The organism is Nocardia sp. NPDC003482, assembly GCF_053588115.1.
This window is the reverse complement of sequence record NZ_JBSFPI010000011.1, coordinates 142,662-157,386: the sequence shown is the minus strand read 5'-3', so window position 1 is coordinate 157,386 and position 14,725 is coordinate 142,662. Positions and strand designations below refer to the sequence as shown.

Here is a 14,725-nt window from a genome sequence, read left to right as displayed (position 1 = left end):
GGACCCGCCTTGTCCACAACCGGAAAAGGCATCCCCAGGCGACCCGAAAGCCCAGGTCGGCGGGCTCGGGCGAGAGTGCCGGGCGCGCAAGCTGGTTGGCATGACGACACCGACCGAACCGATGCCCGACGACAACCGCTCCGTCGAGGCGCCCCGCGCCCGCGTCTGCCGCTCGCCCCGCTGCCGGGAGCGATCCGCCTTACCCCGCGGCGCGGGCCCCGACCACTCCGCCGACGAGCCGATGTGGCCGAATCCCGTCCTGCGCGTGGACGATCCGGCGGAGTTCGTCGCCGCCGTCCCGGCGCTGCTCGGTTTCGTGCCGCAGCGCTCGCTGGTGGTGTGCATGCTGGGGGAGGCCCCCGGCGAGTCGGGGTCGGTGCGGCTGGGAACGGTGGCCCGCCACGACCTGGACGTCTCCGGCTGCGGCGCGTGGGCCCGGCTGGCCGGGCAGCTGGCCGCGATCTGCGTGCAGGAACAGACCCTCGCGGTACTCGTGCTGATCGTGGACGACCGGGCGGGTCCGCCCCGATCCGGACGGGCCGGGCGGCGGTCCGCCCGTCACCGGGAACTGCTGCGGGTGCTGGCGGGCGCGCTGGCGGCGGAGGATGTGCTGATCGCCGAGGCGTGCGCGGTCGCCGAGATCGCCGCCGACGCGCCGTGGTGGAGCCTGCTCGACCCGGAATCGGTTGGCACGCAGACGGATCCGGCCGCGTCACCGGTGGCGCTCGCGCACGTGCTCGACGGGCGGCCCATCCGCACCTCGCGCGCCGAACTGGCCGCGGTGGTCGCGCCCGATCCGGCGGCCGCGGCCGCGGTGGCCGCGCATCTCGACGCCGCCGCCGAGGACGCGCGCGTCCGCTACGAGCGGGCGGTGTGCCGGGCCGAGCCCGGCAGCTACAGCCGCGCCGCCCTCGAGATGGTGCTGTGGCTGGTCGCCACGGTCGACTCCGGCGACCGGCTCGAGCCGCGTGAACTCGCGGATCTCGCGGTGGCCCTGCGGGATCCGACGGTGCGCGACGCCCAGTTCGCGCTCGCGGTCGGCCCGCACGCCGCGGCCGCCGAGGCCGCGTGGACCCAATTGTGCCGTGCCGTCACCGGATTCGACCGCGCGGAGGCCGCCACCCTGCTCGGCTTCACCGCCTACCTGCGCGGCGACGGCCCGCTCGCCGGGGTCGCCCTGGCCGCCGCGCTGGAGGCCGACGCCGAGCACGGCATCGCGACCCTGCTCGAGACGGCCCTGCGCACCGGCATGCCACCCCAGGAGGTGCGCAAATTGGCCCGCAGCGGCCGCGACAAGGCCGCGGCGCTCGGCGTGGATCTGGGCTTCGACCCGAACGAGCCGGGCCGATGAGCGCGCTCAGCGGGCGCTGTGCGCCCGATCGCCGAGCGACCGCAGGAAATCCCAAGCGTCCGAGACGATCTCGTCGAGATCGTTGTGACGTGGCCGCCAGCCCAGCTCGGCGACGGCCCGTTCGCTCGAGGCGACCAGCACCGCCGGATCGCCCGCGCGGCGCGGTGCGTCGACCGCCGCGATGGTGCGGCCGGTCACCCGCTCGCACGCCGAGATCACCTCGCGCACCGAGAAACCCGTGCCGCTGCCCAGATTGAAGATCCGGTGCTCACCCGGCCGGGACTGCGCCAACGCCAGCAGATGCGCGTCGGCCAGATCCCGGATGTGGATGTAGTCGCGGACCGCGCTGCCGTCCGGCGTCGGGTAGTCGGTGCCGAACACCGAGATCGAATCCCGGTGTCCCAGCGCGGTTTGCAACACCAGCGGAATGAGATGCGTCTCCACGACCCGGTTCTCGCCGAGGCCGCCGTAGGCGCCCGCGACATTGAAGTAGCGCAGGCTGGTCGCCGCCAGCCCGTGCGCGATCGAATAGGAGGTGATGGCGTGATCTATGGCGAGTTTCGACGCACCGTAGGGATTGGTCGGGCGCGTCGGCGCGTCCTCGGTGATCGGCACCCGCTCGGGCTCGCCGTACACCGCCGCGGTCGAGGAGAACACCAGCCGCGGAGTTCCGGTGCGGCGGATGGCCTCCAGCAGCGCCAGGGTCTTGACCACATTGCCGTACCAGTACTTCTCCGGTTGCTGCACCGATTCCCCGACCAACGACTGCGCCGCGAAGTGCAAGACGCCGTCGAAGGATTCGGACTCGACGAGTTCCACCCCGACGGTCGCGATATCGCCCTCGACGAACTTCGCGCCGCTGGGCGTGCCGTCGGCGTTGCCGGTCGACAGATCGTCGACCACGACCACCTCGTGGCCCTCCTCGAGCAGCACCTGCGCGCAGACGCCGCCGACGTATCCGGAACCACCCGTCACCAGAAGTTTCACGGCTCAGACCAACTTCACGTGCACGGCGTGTGCCATCTCGTCGGACAGTTCGAAGCCCTCGTGGCCGGGCACGGAGATGACGACCACCCCCGGCCGGGTCTCCACGGTCACGCGGGCGTCGGGGACCACGCCCGCCTCGCGCAGCTGGCCGATGATCTCCGGATCGCTCTGGATGTGCTCCGACAGCCGCCGCACCACGACCGCCGAGACCTGTCCGGCGGGCAGATCCGACAGCCGGGCCAGGCGCTCGTCGGCGCTGCCGGGCGCGATCACGCCGAGTTCGTCCAGTCCGGGAATGGGATTGCCGTAGGGGGAGGTGGTGGGGTTGTTGAGCACCTCGACGAGGCGACGCTCGACGTCCTCGCTCATCACGTGTTCCCAGCGGCACGCCTCGGCGTGCACGTTCTGCCAGTCCAGGCCGATCACGTCGACGAGCAACCGCTCGGCGAGCCGATGCTTGCGCATCACGGCGACGGCCATGGCACGGCCCTTCTCGGTCAACTCGAGATGCCGGTCACCCGCGACGGTCAGCAGACCGTCGCGCTCCATCCGGGCGACCGTCTGGCTCACGGTCGGGCCGCTCTGCTCGAGGCGTTCGGCGATCCGCGCGCGCAGCGGAACGACGCCCTCCTCCTCGAGGTCGTAGATGGTCCGGAGATACATCTCCGTGGTGTCGACCAGATCCTTCACCTGTTACCCCTTCGTCGGCACGAATTCTACCCATGCGCGGCCGTAACTCCGGCGTCGGCATATGTGGCTCGTCCTGCGGAAACCTCGAGGACTCGACGCGCGTGCCCTGGAGGCGCGCCCCGGGTCGGCGCGCCGCATCAGCTGCATTTCTACTGCATTCCAACGACAAAAACCGCTCCGTGCTTCCCCGTGTTCGCGTGCACTAGCGTGAGATCCATGGCTAGCGACGCCGCGGTGGTGTGGACGGACCGGTTCCTCGAGTACGCCTGGACGCCACAGCATCCGATGAAACCGGCGCGGCTGCGGTTCACCATCGAACTCGCCCGCGCCCTCGGATTGCTCGACGGGATCGAGACGGTGCGCCCCGATCCCGCGGGTGAGGCGGATCTGCTGCGCGTGCACACCCCGGCCTACCTGGACGCGGTCCGGCACGCGACCTCGCTGCCGCCCGGCGCGGCGGCCGCGCACGGGCTGGGCACCGACGACAATCCGGTGTTCCCGCACATGCACGAGGCGGCGTCGGTGATCGTCGGCGGCACGCTGGCCGCGGCGCGGGAGCTCGCGGCGGGCCGGGCCCGCCGGGCGGTCAGCATCGGCGGTGGCATGCATCACGCCATGGCCGACGCGGCCTCGGGCTTCTGCGTCTACAACGATGTGGCCGTGGCCATCTCGTGGCTGCTCGACCACGGCTTCGACCGCATCGCCTACGTCGACGTCGACGTGCACCACGGCGACGGCGTGCAGCGGGCGTTCTACGGCGACCCCCGGGTGCTCACGGTGTCGGTGCATCAGCATCCGGCGACGCTGTGGCCCAACACCGGCTGGCCCGAGGAGACCGGCGCGGGTCCGGGCGAGGGCACCGCGATCAATCTGCCGGTCCTGCCCGGAACGCGAGATCCGCAGTGGCTCAGGGGTTTTCACGCCGTGGTGCCCGGCGCGCTGGCGGCCTTCCGGCCGCAGCTGCTGATCAGTCAGTGCGGGGCCGACACGCATCGCGAGGACCCGCTGGCGGATCTGGAACTGAGCGTGGACGGGCAACGGGCGTCCTACATCGCGATGCGCGAACTCGCCGACCGCTACGCGGAGGGCCGCTGGCTCGCGGTGGGCGGCGGCGGGTACGGACTGATCCGGGTGGTGCCCCGGGCGTGGACGCATCTGCTGGCGACGGCCCTGGACCGCGACATCGACCCGGCGACACCGATTCCCGGGGAGTGGGTCGACCTGGTCCGCGCGTATCAGCCCCTGGTCGAACCGCCGGCCACCATGAGCGACGGCGCCGACACCGCCTTCGCGCGCTGGGACGGTCCCGGCGGCACCGCCGAGACCGGCGACGCGCGCCTCGATCGCGCGCAGCGCGCCGTCGACATGTCCGTATTGGCCACGCGCCGAGCGTCTTTCGGGCTGCTCGGCCTGGATCCGGAGGACCCTCGTGACTGAACTGTCCGATGCCGCCACCCCGGCGGATCCGCCTCCGCCGCCGCAACATTGGTTCGCCGACGTGCTCGCCTCCGACGGCGGCGTGGTGCGGCTGCGACCGATCACCCCCGCCGACGCCGAGGATCTGCAACGCTTCCACGCGGGCCTGTCCGACCGCACCCGCTATCTGCGCTATTTCGGGCCGTATCCGAAGATGACGCCCAAGGATCTGTTCCGCACCACCCACGTCGACTATCACGATCGGGTGGGCCTGGTGGTGGAACTGGGCGGGGCGATCATCGCGGTCGGCCGCTACGAGTTGCTCCCCGACCGCGCGGGCGCCCGCGCCGCGGAGGTCGCGTTCGTGGTGGCCGACGGGCATCAGGGCCGGGGCCTCGGCTCGATCCTGCTGGAACATCTGGCGGGCGCCGCCGCCGAGAACGGCATCGACACCTTCGTCGCGGAGGTCCTCGCGGAGAACAAAACGATGGTGACCGTGTTCCGCGACGCCGGATATCAGGTGCGGCGCAGCCGCGACGGTTCGGTGCTGCATCTCGAGTTCGCCATCGATCCCACCGAAGCCCTGCTGACCGTTCGGGATTCGCGGGAGCGGGCGTCGGAGGCGCGCAGCGTCGGCAATCTGCTCGGTCCGCGTTCGGTGGCGGTGATCGGCGCGACCCCGTCCGCCGGCCGGGTCGGCGGCGCGGTGCTGGCGAATCTGCTGGGCGCGGTGTTCCAGGGTCCGATCTATCCGGTCAACCCGAACCGCTCGGCGGTGCGCGGCGTGCCCTCCTACCCGACCGTCCGCGACATCCCCGGCGAGGTGGACCTGGCGGTGGTGGCGGTGCCGTCCACCGAGATCAAATCGGTGCTCGACGACTGTATGGCCAAGGGCGTCAAGGGTTTGCTGGTGTTGACCGCCGGATTCTCCGAGACCGGCCCGGCCGGGTACGCGGCCGAACGCGATCTGGTCGACGCCGCGCGCGGGCACGGGATGCGAGTGGTCGGGCCGAGCGCCCTCGGTATCGCCAACACCGATCCCGCCGTATCGCTCAACGCGACCCTCGCGTCCGTGCTGCCCGGCCGCGGCCGGGTCGGATTCTTCTGTCAGTCCGGGCCTTTGGGGGCGGCGATCCTCGGTGAGGCGGCCGCGCGCCGGTTGGGTCTGTCGACCTTCGTCTCGGCCGGTAACCGCGCCGACGTGTCCGGCAACGATCTGCTCCAGTACTGGGACACCGACCCGGACACCGACGTGGTGCTGCTGTATCTGGAGACGTTCGGCAACCCGCGCAAGTTCTCCCGGATCGCGCGGCGGGTGGCACGCACCAAACCGGTCGTCGTGGTGAGCAACGGCCGCAACGCGACGCCGCTCAGCCCGCTCGAACGCTCCCTCGGGCGAGACCTGTTCGCGCAGGCGGGCATCGTGCAGGTGGACACGATCGCGGAGATGTTCGACTGCGCGATGCTGCTGGCGTATCAACCACTTCCGGCCGGGCCGCGGCTCGCGGTGATCGGCAACAGCGCGGCCCTGGAATGGCTGGCCGTGGACGCGGCCCGCGGCGAGGGGCTCACGGTCGGCGAACCGACCGATCTGGGTCCGCAGGCCGACCCGGCCGACTATCTGACCGCCGTGGCCGCGGCCGCGCGCGACCCGGAGATCGACGCGTTGATCGTGATCTTCGCGCCGCCGGTTCCGGTATCGATCGCGGCCTTCGCCGAGGCGATCCGCTCCGGCGCCGAGGGCGGGTCGAAACCGGTGCTGACCACCTTCGTCGCCGAGCACGGCATTCCGAATCTGCTCGCGGTGCGCGGCGGCGGCGGAATCGTCGAGCGCGGTTCGATCCCGTCGTATCCCGAACCCGAGCGCGCGGCGCGCGCCCTGGGCCGGGTGCGCCGCTACGCGGATTGGCGGACCCGGCCGATCTCCACCGTCGTCCGCCCCGCCGATCTCGACACCGAGCGGGCGCGAGACCTGGTGGGGCAGTGGATGTCTCGCGCACCCGACGGGGACTGGCTCGACGACCTCGACGCCGTGCGGCTGCTCGCCTGTTACGGCGTGCATGTGGTCGAGTTCCGCGAGGTGCGCGACGCCGACGCGGCGGAGGCCGCCGCCGAGGAACTCGGCTACCCGGTGGCGGCCAAGGCGACCGGCGAACTGTGGCGGATCCGCCCCGACCTGTCCGGCGTCCGTCTCGACCTGTGGCGTCCCTCGGCCGTGCGCCGCGCCTACGACGATCTGGCCGAACTGTCCGGCAACGAGGTCGTGCACATCCAGCGGATGGCCACCAAGGGCCTGGGCTGTGTCCTGCGGGTCCAGGACGACCCGTCCTTCGGCTCGGTCATCGCCTTCGGGCTGTCCGGCACGATCATCGATCTGCTCGGCGACCGCGTCTACCGAGCCCTGCCGTTGACCGAGGCCGAGGCGGCGGCACTGATCGCGGCCCCGCGCGCGGCCCCGCTCCTCGGCGGCCGAACCGGTGTACCCGGTCGGACGGTGGGCGAACCGGTCGACAAACACGCGCTGGCCCAACTGGCGCAACGGATTTCGGCCCTCTGCGACGACCTCCCCGAGGTCCGGGAACTGGCCCTCGAACCGATCCTCGCCTCCCCACAGGGCGCCGCCATCCTCTACGCCCGCGTCCGAATAGGCCCCGAGCCCAGCCGCTTCGACGTCGGCCCCCGCCGCCTGGCCTGACCGCGCCTCCTGACGCGCCCTCGCCGTCGTCGCCGGGTAAACGGCGCGTGCTCACACCGGACTCGTGGTCGTCGTCCCCGCTGGCCTCGGTCGCTGCCGCAAGGGTGCTCGATGAATTGACGTGTGCTCGCGGTCGTTGCCTTTGCTGGCCGCGATCGGACGTTGCGAGGTGGGCGGGCGGGCGGACCGATTAGGGTCAGCGTGACCCGATCCGCTCGACGGCGGCCAGCGCCTCCGGTAGGGCGGTGAAACCCTCGTCCGCGAGGAAGTGTCCCCCGCTGGGGATCACGATGGTGTCGGCGTCGAGGGCGGCGGCGACGGCTCGGGACGCGGCGGGTGGGACGATCGCGTCGTTGTCGGAGTGGATCATGACGCGGGTGGTGATCCTCGGGGCGAGCGGGGCGATCTCGGGGCGGTCGGCGAGGTAGTCGTCCAACTCGGGCAGGGCGGGCAGGGGGTCCAGGAAACCGGAGACGGCGATGAGGCCGCCCAGTTCCCAGGGGTCGGGGCGGTCGGCGAGGACGCGCAGCGCGGTGATGGTGCCGAGGCTGTGGGTCACCAGGACGGTGTCGGCGTCGACGGCACCGACGGCGGTGGCGACGCTGTGTTCCCATTCCGACCGGATCGGCGCGGTGGGCGTGGGGAGTTCCACGATGGATGTGCTGTGGCCCGCCGCCGTGAGCCGGTCGGCGAGCCAGGGGAACCAGTGCGACGACGGGGAGGCCGAATAGCCGTGAACGATGAAGATACGCACGTCCCGACCGAACCGGCCGACCCGCGGTGGCTATTCCGGGGCGATCGTGGCGCTTGCCACACGCAGGTGGCTTCACACCCGCTCGATCCGGCGCCGATGGTCGATACTGGCCCTATGCGCGAAGATCAGATCGAGGCCGCCACCGCGCCGCTGCGCGACGACATCCGTTTCCTCGGCGCGATCCTGGGCGAGACGATCCGCGATCACGAGGGACCGGAGGTGTTCGACCTCATCGAGCGGGTCCGGGTCGAGGCGTTCCGCGTGCGCCGATCGGAGGTGGAACGCAGCGCGGTCGCGGAGATGTTGCGCGACACCGAGATCGAGGTGGCCATCCCGCTGATCCGGGCGTTCAGCCACTTCCTGCTGCTGGCCAACCTCGCCGAGGACCTACAGCGCGACCGTCGCCGCGTCGTGCACCAGGCGGCGGGCGAACCGCCGCAGGACTCCAGCCTCGCCGCGACCTACCGCAAACTCGATGCCGCCCCGCCCGACGGCGCCGTGGTCGCGGATCTGCTCGCCGACGCGCTGGTGTCCCCGGTCATCACCGCCCACCCCACCGAGACCCGCCGCCGCACCGTCTTCGACGTCCAGGCCCGCATCACCGAACTCATGCGGGCGCGGCAGCGCTACGGGGAGCACGAACCGGAATACGCCGCGCTCGACACCCGCATCCGCCGCCAGGTGCTCACCCTGTGGCGCACGGCCCTGATCCGCTTGGCGCGCTTGCGGATTCAGGACGAGATCGAGGTCGGGTTGCGCTACTACGACCTGACCCTGCTGGAGGTGATCCCGCGGATCAACGCCGACGTGCGCGACGCGCTGCGCGCCCGTTGGCCCGACCGCGAACTGCTGCCCCGGCCGATCCTGCGCACCGGCTCGTGGATCGGCGGCGACCGCGACGGCAACCCCAACGTCACCGGCGAGGTGGTGCATCGCGCCACCCACCGCGCGGCCGCGGTCGCGTTCGGTCACTACCTGAAAGAGCTTGTGGCCCTGGAGAAGTCGCTGTCCCAGTCGGCACGCCTGGTCCCGATCACCCCGGAACTGGCCCGCCTCGCCGACGCCGGGCACGACGAATCGCCGCAACGCGCCGACGAACCGTACCGCCGCGCCATCCGCGGCATCCGCGCGCGACTCACCGCCACGGTGAAACAGGCCCTCGGCGAGATACCGGGCGACGGCGAGGGCGTCGACGTGGGCGCCGAGCCGTACGCGGGCCCGGGGGAGTTGCTCGACGACCTCGGCGTCGTGGACGCCTCGATGCGCTCCTCCGGCGACGGCCTGCTCGCCGACGACCGCTTGGCCGCCCTGCGCGGCGCGGTCGAGACCTTCGGTTTCCACCTGCAGGGCCTCGATATGCGGCAGAACTCCGAAACCCACGAACAGGTCGTCGCGGAGCTGTTCGCTTGGGCCGGAGTGCATTCCGACTACGCGAGCCTGCCCGAGGCCGAGCGGGTGCGGCTGCTGGCCGCCGAATTGACCACGCGCCGACCGCTGCTCGGGCCGACGGCCGAGCTGAGCGAGCTGGCGGTCAAGGAACTCGGCGTGGTGCGCGCCGCCAAGGCCGCGCTCGACGACCTGGGCCCCGGCACCGTGCCCAACTACATCATCAGCATGTGCACCTCGGTCAGCGATCTGCTCGAGGCCGCGCTGCTGTTGAAGGAGGCGGGCATCCTCGATCCGGGCGACGAGCGGACCCCGCCCCGCAGCCCGGTCGGCGTGGTGCCGCTGTTCGAGACCATCGACGACCTCCGCCGGGGCGCCGAAACCCTGGTCGCCGCAATGGAAGTCCCGGCCTACCACCGCCTGGTCGCCGCGCGCGGCATGCGGCAGGAGGTCATGCTCGGCTACTCCGACTCCAACAAGGACGGCGGCTACCTCGCGGCCAACTGGGCGCTGTACCGCGCCGAACTCGATCTGGTCGAGGCGGCCCGCAAGACCGGAATTCGCCTGCGGCTGTTCCACGGTCGCGGCGGCACCGTCGGTCGCGGCGGCGGCCGCAGCTACGACGCCATCCTGGCCCAGCCCGCGGGCGCGGTGCGCGGCTCCTTGCGCCTGACCGAACAGGGTGAGGTGATCTCCACCAAATACGCCGACTCCGGCACCGCCTACCGCAACCTGGAATCGCTGGTCGCCGGAACCCTCGAATCGACGCTGCTCGACGTGGAGGGCCTGGGCGCCGACGCCGAACCCGCCTACGTCCTGTTCGACGAACTCGCCGAATCGGCCCGGCGGGCCTACGCCCGCCTGGTGCACGAAACCCCCGGCTTCGTGGACTATTTCCGCGCCTCCACTCCCATCGCCGAGGTCGCCGATCTGAACCTGGGCAGCCGCCCCGCCTCCCGCAAACCCACCAACTCGGTCCGCGACCTCCGCGCGATCCCGTGGGTGATGGCGTGGAGCCAGTCCCGCGTCATGCTCCCCGGCTGGTACGGCATGGGCACCGCCCTCGAAGAGTGGATCGGCGACGACCCCGGGCGCCGGGAGACCCTGTCCGGCCTGTATCGCCGCTGGCCGTTTTTCCGGACCGTCATGTCCAACCTGGCCCAGGTGATGGCCAAGGCCGATATGGACATCGCCGCCCGGTACGCCGAACTCGTCGAGGACGAATCCTTGCGCCACAGCATCTTCGGCATGATCCGCGACGAGTTCGACCGCACGGTCCGCGTGCACGCCGCGATCACCGGCAGCGAACAGCTGCTCGCCGACAACCCCGCCCTCGCCGAATCCATCCGCAACCGCTTCCCCTACCTGGAACCGCTCAACCAGATGCAGGTGGAACTGCTGCGCCGCCGCCGCGCGGGCGACACGAGCGAACTCGTGGAACGCGGCATCCTGCTCACCATGAACGGCCTCGCCACCGCCCTCCGCAACTCGGGCTGACCAATCGCCTTGCGGCACAAGGGGTCCCGATCCTCCGCCGCCGCGGACCTCCGTCTCGCGGGAGGATGGGCCGCAACGACCGGTGGCCCCGAAGAGTCACCTCTTCGAGGCCACCGGCGACCCGGGAGGGTCGGCTCGGGGGTGCGGCGCTCAGCGTGCGCCCGCGCTCCTGTTGTGCTCGTCGCTGTTCGTGGACCGCTGATTCGACTGATCCGTGCTCCGGGCGTCCGGCTTGCTGTCCTGCTGGGTGCTGTCGGTGCTCCGGCCGTTCTGCTCGTCGGTGGCGGGAGCGTTGGGCCGCTGACCCATCAGGCGCCCCAGGTCGAGGCCGTCGACCCCGAAGCCGAAGTTCTGCAACGGGTTCGAATTCGCGCCGAGACCCGCGTCGGGGGAGCCCTGGCGGTCGTGGGCGGTGCCGTCCGGGGTGGCGCGGCGATCGTTGCCCCGGGCCGTGCCCTGGGCATCGCCCTGCGACGAGTTCGCCGCACCGCCCTGGGCGGAGCTGGCGGAATTGTCCTCGGCCGAGGCCGAAGCACCGCCGCCCTGAGTCGAATTCGGCGCGGCGCCGTCCTTCGAGCCCCGGCCGCTGTCGACCGAGGCGCCGCCGCCCTGGGTCGAATTCGATGCCGAGCCGTCCTGCGAGCCACGCCCGCTGTCGACCGAGGCGCCGCCCTGGGTCGACGCGTCGGGGCCGGACCGCTGTGCGTCGGTGTTGCCACCCTGGCTGTCGGTGTTGGCGCCCTGACTGTTGCCGCCCCCGCCCTGACTGTTCAGGCCGGGCGGGGTTGCCGTGCCATTGCTGGGATCCGCGGTCGCGGCGGGGGCCGCGGCCGCCAGGGTTACGAGACCGGCCGATACTGCTGCGACCGTCCACTGCAGGATGCGCGAAGTTCGGTAGGTGGTCATGAGGTCATTAAATAACGACCTACTGGTCCGTAGCCGCTGCCCGAGATCGTTCAGCGTGTCGCGAGGTCGGGCGTGTCGAAGATTGCGAAACGGTAGCCACACGCTGCAAACGCGGCAACGCCGACCGGTTCGCGCGGGCCTGGGAGGGCGGATGCGCGGGGCCGGTCGGCGTCGGGGGTGACCACCCGACTTGGTCACCGCGGGCTGGGCCGGATTCCGGACGGCCCAGCGTCTTGATCAGCTGGCGTAGGCGCGGAGCCGGTCGGCCCGCTCGCCCTTGCGCAGCTTGGCCATGACCTCGCGCTCGATCTGCCGCACGCGCTCGCGGGACAGGCCGAACAGCTTGCCGATCTGGTCGAGGGTGCGCGGCTGGCCGTCGTCGAGGCCGAAGCGCAGCCGGATGACCTGCTGCTCGCGCTCGTCGAGCGTGGCCAGCACGCTGCGGACGTCGCGGTGCATGAGGCCCGCGATGACCGCGCTCTCGGCGGAGGTGGCCTCGGAGTCCTCGATGAAGTCGCCGAGCGGGGCCTCCTCGTCGTTGCCGACGGGCATGTCGAGGCTCACCGGGTCGCGGCTGTGGTCGAGCAGGTCGGCGATCTTGTCGACCGGGATGCCGGACTCGCGGGCCAGCTCGTCGTCGGTGGCCTCGCGACCGAGCTGCTGATGCAGTTCGCGCTTGATGCGGGCCAGCTTGTTGACCTGTTCGACCAGATGGACGGGCAGGCGGATCGTGCGGCTCTGGTCGGCCATGCCGCGGGTGATGGCCTGGCGAATCCACCAGGTGGCGTAGGTGGAGAACTTGAAGCCCTTGGTGTAGTCGAACTTCTCCATCGCCCGGATCAGGCCGAGGTTGCCCTCCTGGATGAGATCGAGCAGCGGCATCCCGCGACCGGTGTAGCGCTTGGCCAGCGAGACGACCAGCCGCAGATTGGCCTCGAGCAGGTGCTGCCGCGCGGCCTGGCCGTCGCGGACGATGATCGCCAGATCGCGTTTGCGCGTGGCGGACAGCCGCTTGCTCGTCTCCAACAGGTGCTGGGCATAGAGACCCGCCTCGATGCGCTTGGCCAGCTCGACCTCGTCGGCCGCCGTCAGCAGCGCCGTTTTGCCGATACCATTGAGGTAAACGCGTACCAGGTCGGCGGCGGGGCTCTGGGCGTCGAGGTCCGAATCGCTGGCGCGCACTCCAGTGGTGGCGGGGCTTGTCATGACTTGCCTCCTGTCGGTGGTGTCTCACTCCGAACAACGGACCCGACACTGGGAAAGTTCCCCGCGGCGATCGCCGTAAACCGCGCTGAGCTGCGGTTTCCATCACTCCCATCTGAGAAGTTCCTAAGAAGGGAGCGGCGACCCGGCCGGGAGCGTTCCGTGACCGCGTACATCGTTGCTTCCGCTGAGACCTACCCGAGGATTCGAGCAGTAAGCCGGTGGGCTTCGGATCACACGATGTCGACGGGATGGATGAGTCCGTGCCGGACCAAACCGGTGGTCACCGTCAGTGCGGCCGCTCGGAGTTCGGGCGTGGCGCTCGTGCCGGTGTGGCCGAAAGCGAGCAATTCGACCAGCTCGTGCAACGGCAGACCGTCGTGTCGCATTCCCGCCAGCAGCGCCGCGGCCGTGTCATCGATCTCGTGCTGCCAGCGCGGTCCGTCCCCGCGGTGCGCGCGCACGACCCGCTGCTCCCATCCGTCGGGTCCGGGCAGATACACCCGTTCCAGCGCGGTGGCCGGATCGACCGCGAAACGTGCTGTCCAGGCGCGGTTCTCGTCGGCCGCGACCGCGCGCAACCACGCCGATCGCTCGAAGTACCGCACGGCCTCCTCGCCGAGCGGATCGTCGAAGCCGTGGGTGAGGTCCTCGGCGAGCAGTTCGGTCGGCCCGTCGATCGCCCGCAGATACACGAACCCGAAACCGATGCCCTCGACGTCGGCCGCGGCGAACGCGTCCAGCCACCGCTCGGCCCGGTCCTGGGACTGCGGATCGCGCGGATCGAGACCGGCGTCACGCAACCAGGTGCCGACGTACAGGGCCGGATCGGCGATATCGCGCTGCACGATCCACGCGTCCACCCCGTGGTCGGGCAGCCAGGAGGCGACCCGGCCGCGCCAATCCTCCCCGTCGACGTGCACCCACGACGCGAGCATGGCCGCGGTCCCGCCCGGATTCAGCATTCCGGGCGCCTGCCCGATCACCAGTTCGCTCGCCCCGTCGAGGGCCAGCCCCGAGTCCCGATAGGTGTGCTCGACCCGGGCCGGCCCGACCACGAACGGCGGATTGGCCACCACCTGATCGAACCGCCGCCCGGCCACCGGCTCGAACCAGGACCCCTCCCGCAGTTCGAGGTCGAGTCCGTTGAGCGCGGCCGTCGCCTCGGCCAGCCACAGCGCGCGCCCGCTGATATCGGTTCCGGTCACGGTGTCGGCGTAGGCGGCGGCGTGCACGGCCTGCACCCCGCACCCGGTCCCCAGATCGAGCACCGAGCCGACCTTCCGGGTAGGGGTCGCTCGGAGCAGCGACAGCGACGCCTGCCCGACGCCCAGCACATGATCGGCACTCAACGAGCGCCGCCGCATGGCGTCGTCGAGATCCGACAGCACCCACCGCGTGCCCGCCCCCAGATCCAGCGGCCGCAGATCGAGCGCGGCCCGGATCTCCGCCCCGTCGCGCGCGAGCAACCCGGCCGCGATCGCCCGATCCAGTGCGACGGGGGCCAGGGCCGCGGCCGCCTCGCTCTCGGACACCGGATCGCCGAGCAGCAGCAACCGGACCAGCGTGCCCAGTTCCCCCGCGTCGCGCACCGCCCGGCGCACCGGGACCGGCTCCGAACGGCCCATGGCCGCATGGGCATCCGGCCCGAGCACCGCGAGCAGGGTGTCCGCGTCGTAGCGCACCCGGGTCAGCGCGGTCCGCAGGTCGGGTGCGAGCGCGGCCAGCTCGGAGACGGTCGTCGTGCGATCGGTCGGCATAGCAGCGAACTCTGCCACCGCTACCTCCGGGCATTCGCCGTGGGTCCCGTTAAGTCCCAAGGTGATTCCGGGTCGAAATG

10 protein-coding genes are annotated in these 14,725 nt (G+C 71.3%); 4 read left to right on the top strand and 6 right to left on the bottom strand.

The features are described 5' to 3' along the window. The first annotated feature begins 100 nt into the window (after positions 1-100). Complete coding sequence (locus tag ACWDSJ_RS19255; protein WP_450033405.1) at positions 101-1,351, top strand: DUF4192 domain-containing protein; 1,251 nt, start codon at positions 101-103, stop codon at positions 1,349-1,351. A 6-nt stretch (positions 1,352-1,357) separates the two neighbouring features. On the opposite strand, the gene galE is transcribed toward ACWDSJ_RS19255, so the two are convergent. Continuing rightward, entirely contained in the window at positions 1,358-2,338 is a 981-nt protein-coding gene (galE, locus tag ACWDSJ_RS19250) for a UDP-glucose 4-epimerase GalE (RefSeq protein WP_450033404.1), read from the bottom strand. 3 nt (positions 2,339-2,341) lie between these two features. After that, the gene (locus ACWDSJ_RS19245) at positions 2,342-3,028 is read right to left on the bottom strand and encodes a metal-dependent transcriptional regulator (RefSeq protein ID WP_387356502.1); all 687 of its coding nucleotides are present in this window, start codon (positions 3,026-3,028) and stop codon (positions 2,342-2,344) included. Positions 3,029-3,244: 216 nt separating this feature from the next. On the opposite strand from ACWDSJ_RS19245, the gene ACWDSJ_RS19240 reads away from it, so the two are divergent. Beyond that, positions 3,245-4,465: an acetoin utilization protein AcuC gene (locus ACWDSJ_RS19240; protein ID WP_450033403.1), complete on the top strand. Its 1,221-nt coding sequence runs from the start codon at positions 3,245-3,247 to the stop codon at positions 4,463-4,465. After that, entirely contained in the window at positions 4,458-7,139 is a 2,682-nt protein-coding gene (locus ACWDSJ_RS19235) for a bifunctional acetate--CoA ligase family protein/GNAT family N-acetyltransferase (RefSeq protein WP_450033402.1), read from the top strand. The genes ACWDSJ_RS19240 and ACWDSJ_RS19235 overlap by 8 nt, the downstream gene beginning before the upstream one ends. A gap of 196 nt (positions 7,140-7,335) precedes the next feature. Here ACWDSJ_RS19235 and ACWDSJ_RS19230 read toward each other — a convergent pair whose 3' ends face one another. Further along, positions 7,336-7,893: an RBBP9/YdeN family alpha/beta hydrolase gene (locus tag ACWDSJ_RS19230; RefSeq protein ID WP_450033401.1), complete on the bottom strand. Its 558-nt coding sequence runs from the start codon at positions 7,891-7,893 to the stop codon at positions 7,336-7,338. A 114-nt stretch (positions 7,894-8,007) separates the two neighbouring features. Here ACWDSJ_RS19230 and ppc point away from each other — a divergent pair, with 114 nt between their 5' ends. Beyond that, positions 8,008-10,776 carry a phosphoenolpyruvate carboxylase gene (gene ppc / locus ACWDSJ_RS19225; protein ID WP_450033400.1) on the top strand — a complete coding sequence of 923 codons (2,769 nt, stop codon included), beginning with the start codon at positions 8,008-8,010 and terminating at the stop codon, positions 10,774-10,776. 150 nt (positions 10,777-10,926) lie between these two features. Here ppc and ACWDSJ_RS19220 read toward each other — a convergent pair whose 3' ends face one another. The 3 genes from ACWDSJ_RS19220 to ACWDSJ_RS19210 all read right to left on the bottom strand — a co-directional run bounded on the left by ACWDSJ_RS19220 (position 10,927) and on the right by ACWDSJ_RS19210 (position 14,645). Next, the gene (locus ACWDSJ_RS19220; RefSeq protein ID WP_450033399.1) at positions 10,927-11,682 is read right to left on the bottom strand and encodes a hypothetical protein; all 756 of its coding nucleotides are present in this window, start codon (positions 11,680-11,682) and stop codon (positions 10,927-10,929) included. A 237-nt stretch (positions 11,683-11,919) separates the two neighbouring features. Next, positions 11,920-12,888 (bottom strand): sigma-70 family RNA polymerase sigma factor, encoded by a 969-nt coding sequence (locus ACWDSJ_RS19215; protein ID WP_450033398.1) that lies wholly within the window; start codon positions 12,886-12,888, stop codon positions 11,920-11,922. Positions 12,889-13,118: 230 nt separating this feature from the next. Next, a complete protein-coding gene (locus tag ACWDSJ_RS19210; RefSeq protein WP_450033397.1) occupies positions 13,119-14,645 on the bottom strand; it encodes a DUF7782 domain-containing protein in 1,527 nt (508 codons plus the stop codon). Positions 14,646-14,725: the final 80 nt, after the last annotated feature.

Bases quoted from the DNA above. Each gene is read 5' to 3' on its own strand.
- ACWDSJ_RS19210 (WP_450033397.1), bottom strand. From the start codon at position 14,645: ATGCCGACCGATCGCACGACGACCGTCTCCGAGCTGGCCGCGCTCGCA.
- ACWDSJ_RS19215 (WP_450033398.1), bottom strand. From the start codon at position 12,888: ATGACAAGCCCCGCCACCACTGGAGTGCGCGCCAGCGATTCGGACCTC.
- ACWDSJ_RS19220 (WP_450033399.1), bottom strand. From the start codon at position 11,682: ATGACCACCTACCGAACTTCGCGCATCCTGCAGTGGACGGTCGCAGCA.
- ppc (WP_450033400.1), top strand. From the start codon at position 8,008: ATGCGCGAAGATCAGATCGAGGCCGCCACCGCGCCGCTGCGCGACGAC.
- ACWDSJ_RS19255 (WP_450033405.1), top strand. From the start codon at position 101: ATGACGACACCGACCGAACCGATGCCCGACGACAACCGCTCCGTCGAG.
- ACWDSJ_RS19240 (WP_450033403.1), top strand. From the start codon at position 3,245: ATGGCTAGCGACGCCGCGGTGGTGTGGACGGACCGGTTCCTCGAGTAC.